Here is an 18243-nt window from a genome sequence, read left to right on the forward strand (position 1 = left end):
GCGAGTCTACCGAGGGGTCCTGAGCGTCATCCGGGCGCCGGTCATCGGGCGGACTCCGGCAGGGCGACACGGGCGACGCGGCCGCGGCGGGCACCGACCGCTCGGCACACGACGTAGATCAGGAACGAGATTGTCGTGATGTACGGGCTCACCGGGAGGGTGCCCATGATCGCGAGGAGGATGCCGCCGATCGCCGACGCGAAGCCGAACAGCGCCGACAGCAGCGGCACCGAGAGGGGCCCCGACGCGATCCGCATGGCCGCGGCGGCGGGCGTGACGAGGAGGGCCATCACCAGCAGCGCCCCGATGATGTGCACGGCGACGGCCACGATGAGGCCGAGAAGGAGCATGAAGCCGAGCGACACGGCGGTGGTCGGTACGCCGCGTGCCGCGGCGGACTGCGGGTCGAGCGAGTCGAACCGAAGCGGGCGCCAGATGAGCAGCAGGCCGAGCAGCACGACCGCGCCGATCCCGATCAGCCAGCCGAGCTGTCCGGTCTGCACCGAGACGATCTGGCCGGTGAGCAGGCTGAAGCGGTTGGCGCTGCGGCCGTCGTAGAGGGAGAGGAACAGGATGCCGAGACCCAGCCCGAACGGCATCAGCACGCCGATGATCGAGTTGCGGTCGCGCGCCTTCGCCCCCAGCACGCCGATGATGGCGGCCGCGATGAGCGAGCCCACGATGGACCCGGTGACCACGTCCCAGCCGATGAGGAGCGCCGCCGCGGCGCCCGCGAACGACAGCTCGCTGATGCCGTGCACCGCGAATGCCATGTCGCGCTGCATGACGAAGACGCCCACGAGCCCGCCGACGAGCCCGAGCACCGCGCCCGCCCACACCGAGTTCGACACCAGCGCGAGGATCTCGCCGTAATAGGGCAGCCCGCCGAACATCGCGTCCGCGATGTCGTTCCAGTTCATTCGTGAGCCCCGTGGTCGTGATGGTGGTGGGATGCCTCGGCGTCGGGCGCTCCGACCACCACGAGCCGGTCGCCCGCGCGCAGCACGAACACGTGCGCTCCGTACAGCGCCGTGAGGACGTCGGAGCGGAGCACCTCCTGCGGCGTGCCGAGGGTGAACCGCCCGTTGGCGATGTACAGGATGCGGTCGACCTTCCCCAGCAGCGGGTTGATGTCGTGCGTGACGAGCAGGACCGCGGCATCCTTCTCCCGGCGATGCCGGTCGATGAGGCCGATGACCGCCTGCTGGTTCGCGAGGTCGAGGCTCGTGAGCGGCTCGTCGCAGAGCAGGAGCCGCGGGTCGTCCGCCAGCGCCTGGCCCGCGCGAAGGCGCTGCTGCTCGCCGCCCGAGAGGAGGCCGACGGGTCGATCCGCGAAGTCGCGCGCGCCGACGGCGTCGATGAGCGCGTCGACCCGCGCGCGATCGCTCCGGCGGGGGATCGGGAAGCCGAAGCGGTGCCCGTCGACGCCGAGCGTCACCAGGTCGCGGCCCCGCAGCGACGTGTCGCGCGGCAGCGGCCGGGCCTGCGGGATGTAGCCGATGCTGCGGCTGCCGCGGTGCTCGACCGCGTGCCCCTCGACGCTGATCGCTCCCCGCGAGAGCGGCTCGAGACCGAGGATCGCGCGCAGCAGCGTCGTCTTGCCCGAGCCGCTCGGGCCGAGCACGGCGACGAGCTCGCCGGCGTGCACATCGAGATCGAGGCCCGCCCAGAGTTCGCGGTCGCCGCGCTGGAGTGCGGCATCCCTGATGCTGAGGATGACGGGACGCCCCGCGCCGGGGGATGCCGGCGTCACGCCTGGAGCGCTCCGTTCAGCGCCTCGATGTTCGCCTGCATCCACGAGATGTAAGTCTGCCCCTCCGGCAGCGTTTCCGAGAACGCGATCACCGGGATGCCGAGCCCGTCGGCCTCGTCGACGATCTCCTGCGTCTCGGCGCCGCCGGTCTGCGTGTTGGTGATGACGACGCGCACCTCGCCGCCCTGCACGAGCGCAAGCGATTCGAGCAGCGTCGCGGGCGCGACATCCTGTCCTTCTTCCACCGCCTCGCTGAACTTCGCGGGCGTCGCGTTCACGAGTCCGGCCGCCTCGACGAGGTACGCCGGCACGGGCTCGGTGACGAACACCTTCTCACCGGCGTCCGCCGCACCGATCTCGTCGAGCGACACCTCGAGGCCGGCGATCCCGGCGGCGAAGGCCTCGGCGTTGGCGGTGAAGGTCTCGGCATCGTCGGGGCTCAGCTCGCCGAGCTCGACCGCGATGGCCTCGGCGACGTGCGCGATCGTGTGAGGGTCGTACCAGACGTGCTCGTTGAACCCCTCGACGTGCTCGTGGTCGCCGTGGTCGTGGGCGTCGTGGTCGTCGTCGGCGCTCTCCTCGTCGTGGCCGGCGTTCTCGGGCCAGTCGTGCGAGTACTCGACAGCGGTGACGATCGGGGCCTCCGTGCCGCTGGACTCGATGAGCGCGTCGATGAATGCGTCGTACCCGCCGCCGTTCTCGATCACGAGGTCGGCCTTCGACACGGCGAGCTGGTCGCGCGCGCTGGGCTCGAACGAGTGCGGATCCTGAGATTCGTTCGTCACGATCGACGTGACGTCGACGAGGTCGCCGCCGATCTCCTCGGCGATCTGGCCGTACACATTGGTCGACGCCACGACCGCGATCATCCCGTCGCCCGCGTCTTCACCGACGGCGGTACCCGCGCATCCCGAGAGGACGAGAACGGATGCTGCCGCCAGGCCGAGCACGGGCAGGGAACGTCGCAGGGAGGTCATGCCTTCGACCCTAACGCTAATGAGAATCGTTCTCAAATCTGCACCGAGGTGCCTCCTGAACGTCAATGAACCTCCGGCTCACGCAGCAACGCGAGCCCGACGACACCGGTTCCTCGATTGAGGAGGATTGCTGCGATGCGGAGCCCACGAGCTCGATCGTTCCGCATCTCGGCTCTGGTCCTCAGATGAGGAGCGGATGCTGCTGCCAGGGCCCCGGGGAACGACGAAGCGCTGCCCGCGCGAGCTCGGCGCACCTCAGCAACGTGCTCCTCAATCGAGGAGCGTTGCCGAGATGAGGAGCCATGCGGCTCGAGCACTCCGCATCCCGGCTCAGGTCCTCAAATGAGGAGCGGATGCTGCTGCCTGAGGCCTGAGGCCTGCTGCCCGAGGCCTGAGGCCTGAGGAATGATGACGGGGACAGACCCTCAGTCGAGGAGGAGGGCGGGCTCCTCGAGGATCGACGCGACATCGGCGATGAAGCGCGACATGCCGTCGCCGTCGACCACGCGGTGGTCGAACGAGCCGGCGACGGTCGTGACCCAGCGAGGACGCACCTCGCCGTCGACGACCCACGGCTTCTGGCGGATGGTGCCGAGCGCCACGATGCCCGCCTCGCCGGGGTTGATGATCGGGGTGCCCGCGTCCATGCCGAACACGCCGATGTTGGTGATCGTGATGGTGCCGCCGTGCTGGTCGGCCGGGGTCGTCTTGCCCTCGCGCGCCGTGAGCGTGAGCTTCTCCAGCGCCCGGGCGAGCTCGCGCATCGACAGGTCCTGCGCGTCCTTGATGTTGGGAACCAGCAGGCCGCGCGGCGTCGCCGCGGCGATGCCGAGGTTCACGTAGTTGCGCACGCGGATCTCGGCGCCACCCTCGACATCGGCCCAGGCCGCGTTCACCATGGGGGTGCGGCGGGCCGCCCAGATCACGGCGCGCGCCATGATCAGCAGCGGCGACACCTTGATGTCGGCGAAGTCCGGCGAGGTCTTGAGTCGCTTGACGAGCTCCATGGTGCGGCTGGCGTCCACGTCGGTCCACACCGACACGTGCGGGGCCGAGTACGCCGACTGCACCATCGCGGACGACGTCGCCTTGCGCACGCCCCGCACCGCGATGGTCTCCTCGCGGCCGGCGGCGTCGGGCGCCGGCGTCGACGGTGCGACGGCGGCCGGGCCGGACGCGGGCGCGGCGGTGGAGACGGGGATCGTCTCGTCCCGCACGCGACCCCACTCCGGGGTCTCGATGTTGCGGAACACACTCGCCTGCGACGCGTGCCGCACGACGTCCTCACGGGTCACCTCGCCGGCAGGGCCGGTGGGCGCGACGGCCGACAGCTCCACGCCGAGATCGCGCGCGAGCTTGCGGATCGGCGGCTTGGCGATGACCCCGACGGATGCTGCGACCCGCTCCTCGGCCGCAACCGCGGGCTTGCGCCTCCGCGACTGGACGTGTCCGCCCGTGCCGTATCCGACGAGCACCGAGCCCTCGCCGGCAGCCTCGGCCGGCTCGCCGTGCTCGGACTGTCCGACGATCGCCGGGGCCGCAGCATCCGCCTCCGATGCGATGGTGATGATCGCCGCACCGACGTTCACCGTCTCACCCTCGGCGGCGAGCAGGTCGCCCACGGTACCGGCGAACGGCGACGGGAGCTCGACGAGGGACTTGGCGGTCTCGATCTCGACGAGCACGTCGTTGACGGCGACGGTGTCGCCGGGGCCGACGCGCCACTGAACGATCTCGGCCTCGGTGAGGCCTTCGCCGACATCGGGGAGGACGAACGTCTGGGTGCTCATGCGGAAGTCCTTTCGATCCCGCCCTTCTCGCGAGAGTACAGCTGGTCGCCGAGAGGTGGAGTTCTCTCGCGGTCCGGGGCGGGGGGTCAGTAGGCGAGGGACCGGTCGACGGCCTCGAGGATGCGATCGGCGTCGGGGAGGTACGCACCCTCGAGCTTGGCGGGAGGGAAGGGCACGTCGAAGCCCGACACGCGCAGCACGGGCGCCTCGAGCGCGTAGAACGCGCGCTCCATGACGCTCGCGGCGACCTCCGAGCCGAGCGACGTGAAGCCCGGCGCCTCCTGCGCGTAGACCATGCGGCCGGTGCGGCGCACGGAGTCGAGGATCGGCCCGTAGTCCACCGGCGACAGCGAGCGGAGGTCGACGACCTCGATGCTCGTTCCCTCGGCCTCGGCGAGCGCCGCGGCCTGCAGCATCGTCGTCACCATCGCGCCGTGACCGACGAGGGTGATGTCGGTGCCGCGGCGCACGATGCGCGACGCGTGGAGGGGCAGCGCGCGCGCCGACGTGTCGACCTCGCCCTTCTGCCAGTACTTGCTCTTCGGCTCGAGGAAGATCACCGGGTCGGGCGAGGCGATGGCGTCCTGGATCATCCAGTAGCCGTCGTTCGGCGTCGACGGGCTCACGACCCGCAGGCCCGCCGTGTGCGTGAAGTACGCCTCGGGGCTCTCCTGGTGGTGCTCGACGGCGCCGATGTGCCCGCCGTACGGGATGCGGATGACGACGGGCATCTGCAGCGCACCCTCGTGGCGGTTCGTGAGCTTCGCGAGCTGCGTCGTGATCTGGTCGAACGCCGGGAAGACGAACCCGTCGAACTGGATCTCCACCACCGGCCGGAAGCCCGCCATCGCGAGTCCGATCGCGGTGCCGACGAGCCCGGACTCGGCGAGCGGCGTGTCGAGCACGCGCTGCTCGCCGAACTCGGCCTGCAGGCCCTCGGTCACCCGGAAGACACCGCCGAGCTTGCCGATGTCCTCACCCATGAGGAGGACCCGGTCGCTGCCCGAGAGCGCGGCGCGCAGACCGGCGTTGATCGCCCGGCTGAAGGGCATGGTCTGCGCGGCGGGCGCGGCCGCGTCGGTGGCTGCCGCAGCGGTGGTCGTCGTGGTCACGATGCGCCTCCTTCGAAGGATGCCTCGTAGTCGGCGAGCCACTGCCGCTGCTCGTCGACGAGCGGGTGCTGCTCCGAGTACACGTGAGCGAACATGTCGTCGCGCTCGAGGCCGCCGAGGGCGTTGGTGCGGGTGCGGACGTCGTCGGCGAGAGCCTGCGACTCGGCATCCACGTCCGCGAAGAACGCATCGGACGCCCCCTTCCCGATCAGGAACGCCTTCATGCGCGCGATCGGGTCGCGGCGGCGCCACGACTCCTCCTCGTCGGAGGTGCGGTACTTGGTGGGGTCGTCGCTCGTGGTGTGGGCTCCGAGCCGGTAGGTCATCGCCTCGATCGCCTGCGGCCCGCCGCCGGCGCGCGCCTCATCGAGCGCCGTGCGCGTCACGGCCCAGCTCGCGAGCACATCGTTGCCGTCGATCAGGGTGCTCGGCATGCCGTAGCCTTCGCCGCGCTTGTACAGCGGCGATCGCGACTGCGTCGCGACGGGCACGGAGATCGCCCACTGGTTGTTCTGGAGGAAGAACACCTCGGGTGTGCGGTAGCTGCCCGCGAAGACCATCGCCTCGTGCACGTCGCCCTGGCTGGAGGCGCCGTCGCCGTAGTAGACGATCACTGCCTCGTCGCGGTCGAGGTCGCCGGTACCGCAGCGCCCGTCGAAGACGAGCCCCATCCCGAAGCCCGTGGCGTGCAGCGTCTGCGAGCCGAGGACGAGCGTGTAGATGTGCGTGTTGCCGTTCTTCGGGTCGGTCGGATCCCACCCGCCGTGCGTCAGACCGCGCATCACGCGGATGATGTCGATCGGGTCGACACCGCGGATCTTCGTGACCACGTGCTCGCGATACGACGGGAAGAGGTGGTCCTGCGCACGTGCGGCGCGGGCGGAGCCGACCTGCGCGGCCTCCTGGCCGTAGCTCGGCGGCCAGAGGGCGAGCTGTCCCTGCCGCTGCAGGTTGGTCGCCTGCACGTCGAAGGCGCGGATGACGGCCATGTCTCGGTAGAACGTCTCGAGATCGGCGTCGCTGAGACTCTCGACGGCCTGCCGATACGGTTCGGCGGCAGGGCTCGGCGCGAACGTTCCGTCCGCTTCCAGAAACCGCACGAGGGCGGCGTCGTCGACCGGGATCATAAACTCACGCTATCTCTCCGTGCATGCGCGGTTCTGCATGCGTTCGACAAGGGATGCGGAGATCCACCGCACACGATCGACAATCGCATCGGCATTCATGCTTCGCGCTGAGCGGCGACCGTCGCCGCGATCCGCAGCACCTTCTCGACGGATTCCTCCTCGCCGACCGAGATGCGGATGCCGTCGCCGGCGAATGGCCGGACGATCAGGCCCGCCTCCTCGAACGTCGCCGCGAACGCCATCGTCCGATCTCCGGCAGGCAGCCACACGAAGTTGCCCTGCGCCGCGGGGACGCTCCAGCCGGCCTCGCGCAACCCATCGGCCAGGCGATCTCGGCGGTCGGCGATGACCCGCACGCGCTCGAGAAGCTCGTCCTCGGCATCGAGACTCGCGAGCGCGGCCTCCTCGCCGTGGGCGGTGACCGACAGCGGGATCGCGGTGCTGCGGGCGGCGTCGAGCACCCGCGGGTGCCCGATCGCGTAGCCCACGCGGAGCGCGGCGAGCCCGTAGGCCTTCGAGAAGGTGCGGAGCACGACGACGTTCGGGCGACCCGACCCGCCGAGCACGCGCAGCCCGTCGACGGACTCGGGGTCGGTGACGAACTCGGCGTACGCCTCGTCGAGGATGACGAGCACATCGGCTGGCACCTTCTCGACGAAGGCGTCGAACTCGGCCTGCGTGACGATCGGACCGGTCGGGTTGTTGGGGCTGCACACGATGATCGCGCGGGTGCGGTCGGTGATCGCGGCGGCCATCGCGTCGAGATCATGGCGGGCGCCCTCCGCGAGGGGCACCTGCACGGCGGTGGCGCCCGCGACGACGGCGAGCCACGGGTAGGCCTCGAACGAGCGCCACGCGTAGATGACCTCGTCACCGGGACCGGATGTCGCGAGCACGAGCTGCGCGAGGATCGAGACGCTGCCCGCGCCGATGTGGACGGAGTCGGCGCCGACGCCGAACCGCTCGGCCAGCCGCTCGCGCAGACGTGCGGCCGTCGCATCCGGATACCGGTTCAACGCCGAGGCATTCCGCACCCGCTCGAGCACCCCGGGCAGCGGATCGAACGGATTCTCGTTGCTCGACAGCTTGAACGCGTCCGCGCCGGCCTGCCGGCCCTGCTTGTACGGGGGCAGAGCGGCGACCTCGGGGCGCACGCGAACGGGGATCTCGGGGGCGTCGGTCACGCCCCGAGTCTACGAGCGGGGGATCGGATGCGCCTCCCTGCCGTGGCCGGGGTCCGTCGCCGGTGTCCGTGGCCCGGCACCGCGGGTCGAGCACGGGCTTCTATCGGTCGCGGGCAGGGCCGTGGAAGACTGGCCCCACTATGGGCTTCCTCATCCGCGTGGTCATCAACGCCTTCGCGATCTGGGTCGTCACCCTGATCCCGGCTCTCCAGGTCTCGGTCATCCCATTCCCACCGGGCGAGACTCTCCAGCTGATCCTGACCCTGCTGATCGTCGCCGCGATCTTCGCACTCGTGAACACGATCATCGGCACGGTCATCAAGGTGCTGGCATTCCCTCTCTACATCCTGACGCTGGGGCTCATCGGCCTCCTCATCAACGCGTTCCTGCTGTGGCTCACCGCCTGGTTCACGAGCTTCTGGAACTGGGGCCTGCGGGTCGAGGACTTCTGGTGGGGTGTGGTCGCCGCGATCATCATCACCCTCATCAACTGGGTCGTCGGCATCATCATCCGCCCCCGCAAGGACTGACTCAGTCCGCATCGCGCGTGGCCGCGTACTCGGTCACGTGGACCGATTCCGCGCGCGCGAGATCGACGAAGACGTCGCGCAGGGCGCCGACTCGCGGATCGGTCGAGGCATCGACGAGCGCGGCCGTCTCGGCGTAGGCGTTCAGCCGGTGGGCCGGCAGCCGAGGTTCGTCCGTTCCGACCTCGGGATCGAAGACACGTTCGGCGATGAAGCTCCCGGGTGCGCCGACCGCGGCGCCGTGACCGCCGCCGGCGAGTCCGGCGACGGGATCATCGGTGTGCCGCAGCGTCACGCTGAGCGTCTCCGATCCGACATCGGCGTCGACGGGCGACCCGATCGACACCAGCGTCCGCGTGTCGTAGCCGCCCTCCAGGGCGAGGTGTCCGGCGATCATCGCGCCCTGCGAGAACCCGAACATGTGGACGGTGTCGCCCGGCTCCACGCCCGCCTGCGCGAGGGCGGCCCGTGTCGCGACGTACGAGTCGGAAGTATTCCCTGTGTAGAGCTCCACATTGGAGGCGTTGTCCCACGGCTCCCGACCGCCCAGGTCGAAGGACTGCATGCCCGCGATGTACACGGCGTACTGCCGCGAGCCGTCCGGCATCGAATACCGCTCCACGCGCACCCGTGAGTCCCCGGCCCCCGGCATCCGTTCCGTCACGGCGGCCAGGCTCTGCGGCGCCACCGACGCGGGCGACCTCATCGACGACGCCGATCCGACGCCGAGCGCGGGCGTGGCCCCTGGCACGGCGCTGCGCGGCGAGGCCGGTGCGACGGACGTCACGGTCACCGGCCCTGCGGTGCCGGAGAGCCGCGCGTCGCGCGAGAGCCTCCCCGTGCCCGCGAGCCCGAGGCCGGCCGCTCCGCCGAGCGTGAGCAGCCCGGCGGCGGCGCCGACCACGATCGAACCGGGGTCGCTCACCTCGCCACCCACCGTCACGCCCCATTGCGTCGCCTGGCGCACGAGTTCGGACGGCCACATCACGGCGCGCTCGAACTGGGCTCCGAGTGCCATGCGCCATGCGTCGGGATGCGCGTCGGCCAGCGCGGTCATCCGGGCGTCCAGTCGTCGCGCCCAGGCGGTGTCGCCCGCGAGCACCGCGACGCGGTGCTCGGCCTCGATCTCGACCATCTCGTACGCGTAGCCGGCTTCCCGCAGCGCGGCGGCGATCTCGTCCGCTTCGGCCTGCACCCCGTCGAGTCTCGCGACGAGCACGGATGCCGAGGCCCGGGCGTCGGCGGTGTGCTCGGGCAGCGTCGCGAGCTCAGCGCGGAGCGTGCGGAGTCGCACGGCGATCCGGGTGAGTTCCTCCCGAGCGGTGTCGAAACGGACCGCCGCCGCCGAGAGCGTCGCAGTGTCGACGGCGACCGCGCCCCCGCCGCGGATCTGCAGGCCGTCGTCGACCCGCGGCCAATGCTCCGCGATCACGCCGACGGCGCCCTCGTTCGGGCCGAGGCGACCCACCTCCGGCGCCACGTCGGGGTTGTGGATGCCGGGGCCGGGCATCGTGTCGCTCATCGCCCCGCCCCCGGGTACAGGCCGGAGAACGACTCTGCGAGGGCGGCGCGCTCCTGTGCCCGGGCCAGGTCGTGCCGGGCCGTCTCGGCGAGGCACGCGAGCCCCGAGACGTCGCCCGCCCAGCGCGTCGCCCGATCGTGGAACGCGGTCGCGGCCTTCGCCTGCCAGTCGACCGCATCGGCGAGGCCGCGGGCGATGAGCGCGGCATCCGTGATCCGGTCGATGAGCCGCGCGAGGTCGCGCGCCATCTGGGCGAGCTGGTGGGACGTCTGTCCGGCGGTCGGTTGAAGCGGTGTCACACGTCGATCGTCGCCGCGCGGGCGCAGTCGCAGGATGCGCCGGCGGCGATCTGTTCACAGCCGGGACGGGCGCACCCCCTGTGGAGGAGAGCCGCACACGACGGAGAGGCGCCGTTCCCCGCCCGCGACGCTGACGCTGTCACCGGCGCCCGGCGGCGCGGCGCCCGGCGCGCACACGAAGATCAGCATGGTCGCCGCCCGCTCGTCACACGCTGGGGGAGCAGCATCCGTCATCGAAAGACCCTGGAAGGAGAACTCGTTAACGTTCCGTGTCTGCTCGGTCCAGAATGGACCCCATGACCGCGACCGACGCGACGCCCTTCCGCGTCGTGTTCGTGTGCACCGGAAACATCTGCCGGTCACCGATGGCGGAGGTCGTGTTCAGGGAGTTCGCGGATGCCTCCGGCCTCGGCTCGCGCGTCGCCTCGACGAGCGCGGGCACCGGCGACTGGCACGTCGGCGAGCGGGCCGATCTCCGCACGATCGAGGCGCTCGAGCGTGCCGGCTACGACGGGAGCCATCACCGGGCGCGCCAGTTCACCCACTCGGACTTCGCGCGCAGCGACCTGGTCGTCGCGCTCGACCGCAGCCACGAGCGGATCCTGCGCGGCTGGGCGCGCACCGAGGGCGACGCCGACAAGATCGCACTGCTGCTGTCGTTCGATCCGACGGCCCGCACGCTGGACGTGCCCGACCCGTATTATGCCGGGCCCGGAATGTTCGACGAGGTGCTCGGTATGATCGAGAGTGCGAGCCGGGCGCTCTTCCGGCAACTCGAACCCGCCATCCGCCCGGTGTGAAGACACCGGATCGACGGTCGTCTTCGCCGAGACCGACGGGAGCCACCGTGACCTCACTTCCCCCTCAGCCCCTCAGCCCCCTCGACGGGCGCTATCGCCCCGCCGTGAGCGAGCTCGGCGAGTATCTCTCGGAGGCGGGCCTCAACCGGGCCCGCGTCGAGGTCGAGGTGGAGTGGCTCATCGCCCTCACCGACCGCTCGCTCTTCGGGACCTCGCCCCTTGCCGAGGTCGACAAGGGGCGCCTCCGCGCGCTCTACCTCGACTTCGGGCAGACCGAGATCGACTGGCTCGCCGAGAAGGAGTCGGTCACCCGCCACGACGTGAAGGCCGTCGAGTACTTGGTGCGCGACCGCCTCTCGGCGCTCGATCTCGACGCGATCGCCGAGCTGACCCACTTCGCGTGCACCAGCGAAGACATCAACTCCACCTCGTACGCCCTCACGGTGCAGCGGGCCGTGCAGCGCGTGTGGCTGCCGAAGCTGCGCGCCGTGATCGCCGCGCTCACCGAGCTCGCCGTGAACCACCGCGACGCCGCGATGCTCTCGCGCACGCACGGCCAGCCGGCGACGCCGTCGACCATGGGCAAGGAGCTCGGCGTCTTCGCGTGGCGCCTGGGCCGGGTCGCCGACCAGATCGAGAGCGGCGAGTACCTCGCGAAGTTCTCCGGCGCCACCGGCACGTGGTCGGCGCACCTCTCGGCCGCCCCCGACGTCGACTGGACCGAGGTCTCGCGCGCGTTCATCGAAGGCCTCGGTCTCGACTTCAACATCCTCACCACCCAGATCGAGTCGCACGACTGGCAGGTCGAGCTGTACGACCGCGTGCGGCACGCCGGCGGCATCCTGCACAACCTCGCGACCGACATCTGGACCTACATCTCGATCGGCTACTTCACCCAGATCCCGGTGGCGGGCGCCACGGGGTCGTCGACGATGCCGCACAAGATCAACCCCATCCGGTTCGAGAACGCCGAGGCGAACCTCGAGATCTCGGGCGGCCTGCTCGCGACCCTGTCGCAGACCCTCGTGACGAGCCGCCTGCAGCGCGACCTCACCGACTCGACCACGCAGCGCAACATCGGCGTCGCATTCGGGCACTCGCTGCTCGCGCTCGACAACCTGCAGCGCGGGCTCAAGGAGATCTCGCTCGCCGAGGACGTGCTGCGGGCCGACCTCGACGCGAACTGGGAGGTGCTCGCCGAGGCCATCCAGACGGTGGTGCGCGCCGAGATCGCTGCCGGACGCTCGCAGATCAACGACCCGTACGCGCTCCTCAAGGACCTCACCCGCGGCCGCCGTGTCGGTGCCCCCGAGCTCGCCGAGTTCGTGCGCGGGCTCGACATCGGCGACGAGGCCAAGGAGCGTCTGCTCGCCCTGACGCCGGCGACTTACGACGGCCTCGCCTCGAAGCTGGTCGACGAGCTCGGCTGACCTCGTCCCGGCGCGCCCGGCAGCAGCACCGGTGCTGCGGGTCAGGCCTTCGGGTCGCCGGATGCTGCGGCATCCGGCCCGTGGTCCTGCCCGGGTGCGTCGGCGCCGTCGTCGAAGAGCACCGGCTTGTCGATCTGCTTCGTCACCTGCGCGGGGTCGACCGCGAGGAGGAGCAGCGACACGATGAGCAGTACCGCGATGAAGCTGACGCCGGCGATGACGAGTGCCGTGACGACCGCGCGTTCGGCCTCGCCGGGGGCGCGCTGCTGGAAGAAGCCCATCGACACGAGGGTCACGACGCCCGCGAACAGGGCGGCCGCGAAGGCGAGCCCGAGCAGCTGCAGGGGCTTCATGAGGTCGCGGCGGGTGGGGCTTTCGTGGCTCACGCGGAGTCCTTCTGAGGGGTGGGATCGGCGGACGCGGACGCCTCCGCCGTGATGTCGGGGGACTCTCCGGCGTCAGCGGGACGCGGCGAGAAGCCGGCGATGGCGAGGTACACGGCGACGATGGCGGCATAGCCGCCGAACAGTCCGACGCCGATCGTGATGCCGGTGAGGGTGAACGTGGCGTGCGCCTCTTCGATCGTGTAGTCCAGCGCGTACGCGGGCTGCACGAGCAGCAGTGCGACGCCGAGGAGGATCGTCAGGGCGCCGACGACGGCCGCGTCGCGACTCTCGGAACGGGGCCCGACCAGTGCCGCGGGCCGCGCGTCGGCGACGCCGGGCGCGATCTCGCGCCGCTCGCGACGGCCGAGGAGGCCGCGCCAGCCCGCGATGAGCTCGATGACGCCGCTGAGGACGGCCCACGCGATCACGATGACGAAGAAGCCGGTGACGGTGCGGAGCGGATGGAGGCCGCTCGCCATGCCCGCGACGATGGCGACGCCACCGAGCGCGGCCGACGGCCAGCGGAGCCCCTGGGGATACACCAGCCACACTGCGAGCAGCAGCACGAGTCCGGTCGCGATCGTGAAGCCGCTGAACACCGAGCTGCCGACCAGAGCGGAGTGGTCGGGCGAGAACGTGATCATGAGCGCAGCGAGCGCGGCGAACGCGGCGCGTGCGAGCTGCACGTGGCGCACGGCGAACGTGCGGGAATCGGCTGAGGTCACGGTGATCCTGCGGAGCGGCGGGTTCTCAGAGTGAGAACGGATGCCTCCAGTCTACGTCCGTCCCGGCTGGGAGCTTTCGGGCACGATCTGCCCGTCACTGGAGGGTGTCGAGGATCGCGGTCAGCAGCTCGAACGTGGTCAGCGGCGAGATGATCGCGAACCGCAGCACCGGCTCGCCCGCGTGGGAGCTGGGCACGACGAAGGCGTGCTGCTCCTCGAGGAGGCGATCCGACCACGCCTCGTAGTCGGCGAGCGTCCAGCCCTCGCGACGGAACACCACGACCGACAGCTGCGGGTCGCGCACGAGCGACAGGCCGTCGCGCGACTCGATCTCGTCGGCGATGCGGCGCGCGAGGTCGATGCCGTACTGGATCGTGGCGCGGTACTGCTCGGTGCCGTGGGTGGCGAGCGAGAACCACAGCGGCAGGCCTCGCGCCCGGCGGGTGAGCTGGATGGCGAGGTCCGACGGGTTCCAGTCGGGCTTGCCGGTGAGCGTGTCGAGGTACTCGGCCTTCTGCGTGTGGGCCGACAGTCCCAGTGCGGGCTCGCGGTAGATGAGCGCGCACGCGTCGAAGGGGGCGAACAGCCACTTGTGGGGGTCGACGATGACGGAGTCCGCGAGCTCGACGCCCGCGAACACGGGTCGCATGCGCTCGACGAGCATGGCGGCGAGGCCGTACGCGCCGTCGACGTGGAACCAGATGCCCCGTTCGCGCGCGACGGCCCCGACGCTCGCGATGTCGTCGACGATGCCGAAGTTGGTCGTGCCACCCGTGGCGACCACCGCGAACACCGCTTCGCCGTGCTCGTCGAGCACGCGCGCCACCGCATCGCCGTGCAGGCGCCCGTCCGCGTCGACCTCCGCGGCGGCCACGTCGACGTCCATGACCGCGGCGGCCGACGCGATCGACGAGTGCGCCTCGGCGCTGCACACGACAACCCACCGGGGCGGGGTCGGGCGCCCTTCGTCGGCCGCGCGGCGGCGCGCAGCATCCCGTGCCGTCACGAGTGCCGAGAGGTTGCCGATCGTGCCGCCCTGCACGAAGACGCCCCCCGCACCCGCGGGCAGGCCGAACTCCTTCGCGAGCCAGTGCAGCACCTCGTTCTCGGCGTACACAGCGCCGGCGCCTTCGACCCACGAGCCTCCGTAGATGGCGGATGCGGAGACCACCACGTCGAAGGCGAGTGAGGCCTTGCTGGGGGCCGAGGGGATGAACGACAGATACCCGGGGTGGTCGGTCGACACGCACGCCGGGGCGAGGACGTTCTCGAAGAGCGCGATCGCGCGCCGCGAGCCGATCCCCTCGGGCGTGATCGAACCGGACGCGAGGCGCTCCAGGTCGCGCGGGGTCATCGGCTTGTCGAGCGGCACGTCCTCGTACAGCGCCCGGCGCCGCGCGTACTCCAGCACGTCCTCGACGGTGTGGCGGGTGTCGGCCGAGATGGCGTGCATCTGGTCGGGGGCGCTGGGCGAGGTCATGGGGGCTCCTGGCGATCGGGTGACACCTCACGCTAAAGGGGCGGGCGACGGCGTTCAAGGGAGCGCCGGCGACGCCGTGGCGGTCGACGGAACGCAACGTCGTGCAACCTTCCCGCGCCTACCGTCGGATCAGAGGGCGGCGAACGCCCGCCCCAGGGAAGTGATATCGATGACGATCCTGACCGACTCGCAGAGCGCACACGCCGCCGCGACGCCCACGGGAACGATGCGCGCTGCCGTCGTGACCGCGCCCGACCGGCCCCTCGACGTGCGCGTCGTGCCCATCCCCACCCCCGGCCCCGGCCAGGCGCTGGTCAAGGTGCTGACCACGGGTGTGTGCCACACCGACCTCCACGCGGCCCGCGGCGACTGGCCCGTCGCGCCGAAGCCCGACCTCATCCCCGGGCACGAGGGCTACGGCCGCGTCGTCGCGCTCGGCGACGGTGTCACCTCGCTCGCCGTCGGCGACCTCGTCGGCAACGCATGGCTCTGGAGCGCCTGCGGCGTCTGCGAGTTCTGCCGAACCGGCTGGGAGACGCTCTGCCCCGACCAGCAGAACGGCGGCTACTCCGTCGACGGCAGCTTCGGCGAGTACATGCTCGTCGACGAGCGGTTCGCCGCCCGCATCCCGGAGGGCTCCGACCCCGTCGAGGTCGCCCCGATCCTCTGCGCGGGCGTGACCGTCTACAAGGGTCTCAAGATGACCGAGGCCCGGCCCGGGCAGTGGGTCGTGATCTCCGGAATCGGCGGCCTCGGCCACATCGCGGTGCAGTACGCCCGCGCCATGGGCCTGCGCGTAGCCGCCGTCGACATCGACGACGCCAAGCTCGAGCTCGCCCGCCGGCACGGCGCCGAGCTCACGGTGAACGCGCTCACGCAGGACCCGGCGGCCGTCGTGCAGGAGCGCACCGGAGGCGCGCACGGCGTGCTCGTCACCGCGGTGCACCCGAAGGCGTTCGGCCAGGCGCTGGGCGTCGCCCGCCGCGGCGCGACCATCGTCTTCAACGGCCTGCCTCCGGGGGACTTCCCCGCCGACATCTTCGACATCGTGCTCCGTGCGATCACGATCCGCGGATCGATCGTGGGCACGCGCCAGGACATGATCGAAGCCCTCGACTTCTACGCGCGAGGCCAGATCCACCCGACCGTCGCCGTCGAGTCGATCGACGACGTCAACGACATCTTCGAGCGCATGGAGCACGGCAAGATCGACGGCCGCATCGTGATGCGGTTCGAGTGACGCCGCTGCGGTGACGCCGCGAGCGCAGGGGCGGGGCGGAGGCCTCGCCCCTGCGTCGTGCCGTCGCCCGCGATCGAGCAGGAATGGAGAAGCGCCACCGGAACGCCGTCGGTAGCGTGAGGATCACGGGACGCGGAGGCGCCCACGAGCGTGAGGAGAGCATCATGGCGAAGACGGCATCGGACGGCCTGTCTCAGGAGGAGCGCGACGCGGTCAAGCAGCGCGCGAAGGAGCTGCGCGACCAGGCGAAGGCGGGCAAGAGCCGCGAAGCAGGGACCAAGCAGGTGCTCGAGGCGATCGGCAAGCTCGACGGCACCGACAGGGAGATCGCCGAGGGCCTGCACAAGGTGGTCGGCGAGGTCGCCCCCGACCTCGTGCCGAAGACGTTCTACGGGTTCCCCGCGTACGCGAACGCGAACGGCAAGGTGGTGGTCTTCACGCAGCCGTCCTCGAAGTTCAAGACCCGCTACGCGACCATCCAGTTCGACGAGCCCGCCCGCCTCGACGACGGCGACATGTGGGCGACGGGCTTCGCCGTGCTCGAATGGACTCCCGCGGTCGAGAAGAAGATCAGCGAACTCGTCGCGACAGCGGTGTCCTGACCGCTGTCTCTGCGGCGCACCTCGGGGCGCAGCATCCGTCATCGACACGGATGCTGCGCCCCGACGTCGTGCGTGAGGTCAGTGATCGGGGGCGGCCGGCGTAGCAGCCGCCCGGTCGGCGTGACCCAGCGTGCGGCCCGGGGCGATGCGGTCGCGCACGCGGCGTTTCAGGGCGACGATGTCGGGGAATCCGCCGTCGGCCTTGCGCGACCACACGAGATCGTCGTCGGCGTAGACCTCGAAGATGCCGCCGGTGCCCGGTTCGAGCGTCGCCCCACCGCCCATGAGCTCGTCCTGGAAGGTCGTGAGGAGCTCCTGCGCGACCCATGCCGCGCGGAGCATCCAGGCGCACTGCGTACAGTAGACGACGCGGATGGTGTGCGTCATGCCGCGCCCCCGCCCGGCCCGAGGAACTCCGCGGCGGCGTCGCGGAACACCCGCGAGCCGGGCGCGTTGAAGTGGTGCCTCCCCGGGATCTCGATGAACCGCCCGCTCGGCGCCGTCGCGGCGAGCGTTCTCGACCGCTCGAGGATCGCGTCCTCCGATCCGGTCGCGAACAGCACCGGCTGCCGCGGTGGCCGCTCGGGGTCGGGGTCGGCGTCGCCGAACCGCATGCCCTCGGCGAGCGCGATCAGGGCTCGCAGATCGTTGTCCGGCACACGCTCGGCGAGCGTCACGTAGTTCCGGGTCACCGGGTCCTCGACGGGTATGCCCTCCTCGGCATATGCGCGGGCCTGCTCGATCCGCAGCCGTCCGAGCGGGCGCCCGTCGGGGATTCCGCCCAGCACGGCGCGGCTGACGTGCTCCGGCGCGTCGACTGCCAACTGCCAGCCGACACGGGCCCCGAGGGAGTAGCCGACGTAGCGGACGTCGTCGACGAGGTACGTGTCGAGCACCGCGATGAGATCGGCGACGAACGCGCCCATCGAGTACGCGACGGGGTCGTCGGGCTTGTCGCTCGCGCCGTGGCCGCGCTGATCGACGCCGATCACGCGATATCCGGCGTTCGTGAGCATGCGCACCCACCCGGTCTCGACCCAGTTGTCGCGGCAGTTCGACGCGAAGCCGTGCACGCACAGGACGGCGTCGGCATCGGTCTCCCCCCACGCATAGGTCGCCAGCTGGTATCCCTCCGCCGACATGATGTAGCTCGGCGGGGGCATCTCGGTGCGCAGGATCGGGGCGACGGCATCCATATCGCCATTCTGCTCCCACACGTTCGGCCCGCGTTGCACGCGAGTGCCGCCATCCGCCGTCGTTCCCTTCCGGCCGGGCGGAAGGTCGCACAG

The 18243-nt window shown here is 70.9% G+C and carries 19 protein-coding genes; 5 read left to right on the top strand and 14 right to left on the bottom strand.

The genetic code is table 11. From position 1 onward, the window contains the following. Window positions 1-41 precede the first annotated feature (41 nt). The 7 genes from MRBLWH3_RS03590 to MRBLWH3_RS03620 form a co-directional block, all read right to left on the bottom strand. The gene (locus MRBLWH3_RS03590) at window positions 42-920 is read right to left on the bottom strand and encodes a metal ABC transporter permease (RefSeq protein WP_363428787.1); all 879 of its coding nucleotides are present in this window, start codon (window positions 918-920) and stop codon (window positions 42-44) included. Beyond that, the gene (locus MRBLWH3_RS03595) at window positions 917-1753 is read right to left on the bottom strand and encodes a metal ABC transporter ATP-binding protein (RefSeq protein ID WP_363428789.1); all 837 of its coding nucleotides are present in this window, start codon (window positions 1751-1753) and stop codon (window positions 917-919) included. The genes MRBLWH3_RS03590 and MRBLWH3_RS03595 overlap by 4 nt, the downstream gene beginning before the upstream one ends. After that, window positions 1750-2730 carry a metal ABC transporter solute-binding protein, Zn/Mn family gene (locus MRBLWH3_RS03600; RefSeq protein WP_363428791.1) on the bottom strand — a complete coding sequence of 327 codons (981 nt, stop codon included), beginning with the start codon at window positions 2728-2730 and terminating at the stop codon, window positions 1750-1752. The genes MRBLWH3_RS03595 and MRBLWH3_RS03600 overlap by 4 nt, the downstream gene beginning before the upstream one ends. A 425-nt stretch (window positions 2731-3155) precedes the next feature. Further along, window positions 3156-4520: a dihydrolipoamide acetyltransferase family protein gene (locus tag MRBLWH3_RS03605; protein ID WP_363428793.1), complete on the bottom strand. Its 1365-nt coding sequence runs from the start codon at window positions 4518-4520 to the stop codon at window positions 3156-3158. Window positions 4521-4606: 86 nt separating this feature from the next. After that, a complete protein-coding gene (locus MRBLWH3_RS03610) occupies window positions 4607-5572 on the bottom strand; it encodes an alpha-ketoacid dehydrogenase subunit beta (RefSeq protein WP_363435263.1) in 966 nt (321 codons plus the stop codon). A 56-nt stretch (window positions 5573-5628) separates the two neighbouring features. Then, window positions 5629-6759 carry a thiamine pyrophosphate-dependent dehydrogenase E1 component subunit alpha gene (locus tag MRBLWH3_RS03615; RefSeq protein WP_363428795.1) on the bottom strand — a complete coding sequence of 377 codons (1131 nt, stop codon included), beginning with the start codon at window positions 6757-6759 and terminating at the stop codon, window positions 5629-5631. A 95-nt stretch (window positions 6760-6854) separates the two neighbouring features. Then, window positions 6855-7943, bottom strand: coding sequence for a histidinol-phosphate transaminase (locus MRBLWH3_RS03620; protein ID WP_363428797.1), 1089 nt, complete (start codon window positions 7941-7943; stop codon window positions 6855-6857). Between the two features lie 140 nt (window positions 7944-8083). On the opposite strand from MRBLWH3_RS03620, the gene MRBLWH3_RS03625 reads away from it, so the two are divergent. Continuing rightward, the gene (locus tag MRBLWH3_RS03625) at window positions 8084-8473 is read left to right on the top strand and encodes a phage holin family protein (protein WP_045301844.1); all 390 of its coding nucleotides are present in this window, start codon (window positions 8084-8086) and stop codon (window positions 8471-8473) included. A 1-nt stretch (window position 8474) separates the two neighbouring features. Here the strand turns inward: MRBLWH3_RS03625 and MRBLWH3_RS03630 are convergent, their stop codons facing one another. Beyond that, on the bottom strand, window positions 8475-9992 hold the full coding sequence (locus MRBLWH3_RS03630) for a hypothetical protein (RefSeq protein WP_363428799.1): 1518 nt from the start codon (window positions 9990-9992) through the stop codon (window positions 8475-8477). Then, the gene (locus MRBLWH3_RS03635) at window positions 9989-10291 is read right to left on the bottom strand and encodes a hypothetical protein (RefSeq protein ID WP_363428801.1); all 303 of its coding nucleotides are present in this window, start codon (window positions 10289-10291) and stop codon (window positions 9989-9991) included. Before MRBLWH3_RS03635 ends, MRBLWH3_RS03630 begins: the two co-directional genes overlap by 4 nt. 296 nt (window positions 10292-10587) lie before the next feature. Here MRBLWH3_RS03635 and MRBLWH3_RS03640 point away from each other — a divergent pair, with 296 nt between their 5' ends. Both MRBLWH3_RS03640 and purB read left to right on the top strand, forming a co-directional pair. Continuing rightward, window positions 10588-11091, top strand: a complete 504-nt coding sequence (locus MRBLWH3_RS03640; protein WP_363428803.1) for a low molecular weight protein-tyrosine-phosphatase — start codon at window positions 10588-10590, stop codon at window positions 11089-11091. A 47-nt stretch (window positions 11092-11138) separates the two neighbouring features. After that, complete coding sequence (gene purB, locus MRBLWH3_RS03645) at window positions 11139-12521, top strand: adenylosuccinate lyase (RefSeq protein WP_363428805.1); 1383 nt, start codon at window positions 11139-11141, stop codon at window positions 12519-12521. Window positions 12522-12562: 41 nt separating this feature from the next. Here the strand turns inward: purB and MRBLWH3_RS03650 are convergent, their stop codons facing one another. From MRBLWH3_RS03650 to MRBLWH3_RS03660, 3 genes are all read right to left on the bottom strand, one after another. Further along, window positions 12563-12907 (bottom strand): amino acid transporter, encoded by a 345-nt coding sequence (locus tag MRBLWH3_RS03650; protein WP_363428807.1) that lies wholly within the window; start codon window positions 12905-12907, stop codon window positions 12563-12565. Next, on the bottom strand, window positions 12904-13632 hold the full coding sequence (locus tag MRBLWH3_RS03655) for an acyl-CoA synthetase (RefSeq protein WP_363428809.1): 729 nt from the start codon (window positions 13630-13632) through the stop codon (window positions 12904-12906). The genes MRBLWH3_RS03650 and MRBLWH3_RS03655 overlap by 4 nt, the downstream gene beginning before the upstream one ends. A 94-nt stretch (window positions 13633-13726) precedes the next feature. After that, on the bottom strand, window positions 13727-15112 hold the full coding sequence (locus MRBLWH3_RS03660; protein WP_363428811.1) for a pyridoxal phosphate-dependent decarboxylase family protein: 1386 nt from the start codon (window positions 15110-15112) through the stop codon (window positions 13727-13729). A gap of 226 nt (window positions 15113-15338) precedes the next feature. Here MRBLWH3_RS03660 and adhP point away from each other — a divergent pair, with 226 nt between their 5' ends. Continuing rightward, on the top strand, window positions 15339-16352 hold the full coding sequence (gene adhP, locus MRBLWH3_RS03665) for an alcohol dehydrogenase AdhP (protein ID WP_363435266.1): 1014 nt from the start codon (window positions 15339-15341) through the stop codon (window positions 16350-16352). A gap of 164 nt (window positions 16353-16516) precedes the next feature. Continuing rightward, window positions 16517-16954: a hypothetical protein gene (locus tag MRBLWH3_RS03670; RefSeq protein WP_363428813.1), complete on the top strand. Its 438-nt coding sequence runs from the start codon at window positions 16517-16519 to the stop codon at window positions 16952-16954. A 78-nt stretch (window positions 16955-17032) separates the two neighbouring features. Here MRBLWH3_RS03670 and MRBLWH3_RS03675 read toward each other — a convergent pair whose 3' ends face one another. Together MRBLWH3_RS03675 and MRBLWH3_RS03680 are read right to left on the bottom strand one after the other, a co-directional pair. After that, the gene (locus MRBLWH3_RS03675; protein WP_363428815.1) at window positions 17033-17341 is read right to left on the bottom strand and encodes a SelT/SelW/SelH family protein; all 309 of its coding nucleotides are present in this window, start codon (window positions 17339-17341) and stop codon (window positions 17033-17035) included. After that, window positions 17338-18150, bottom strand: a complete 813-nt coding sequence (locus MRBLWH3_RS03680; protein ID WP_363428817.1) for an alpha/beta fold hydrolase — start codon at window positions 18148-18150, stop codon at window positions 17338-17340. Before MRBLWH3_RS03680 ends, MRBLWH3_RS03675 begins: the two co-directional genes overlap by 4 nt. Window positions 18151-18243: the final 93 nt, after the last annotated feature.

The sequence above is a fragment of the Microbacterium sp. LWH3-1.2 genome (genome assembly GCF_040675855.1).
Lineage (GTDB): Bacteria > Actinomycetota > Actinomycetes > Actinomycetales > Microbacteriaceae > Microbacterium.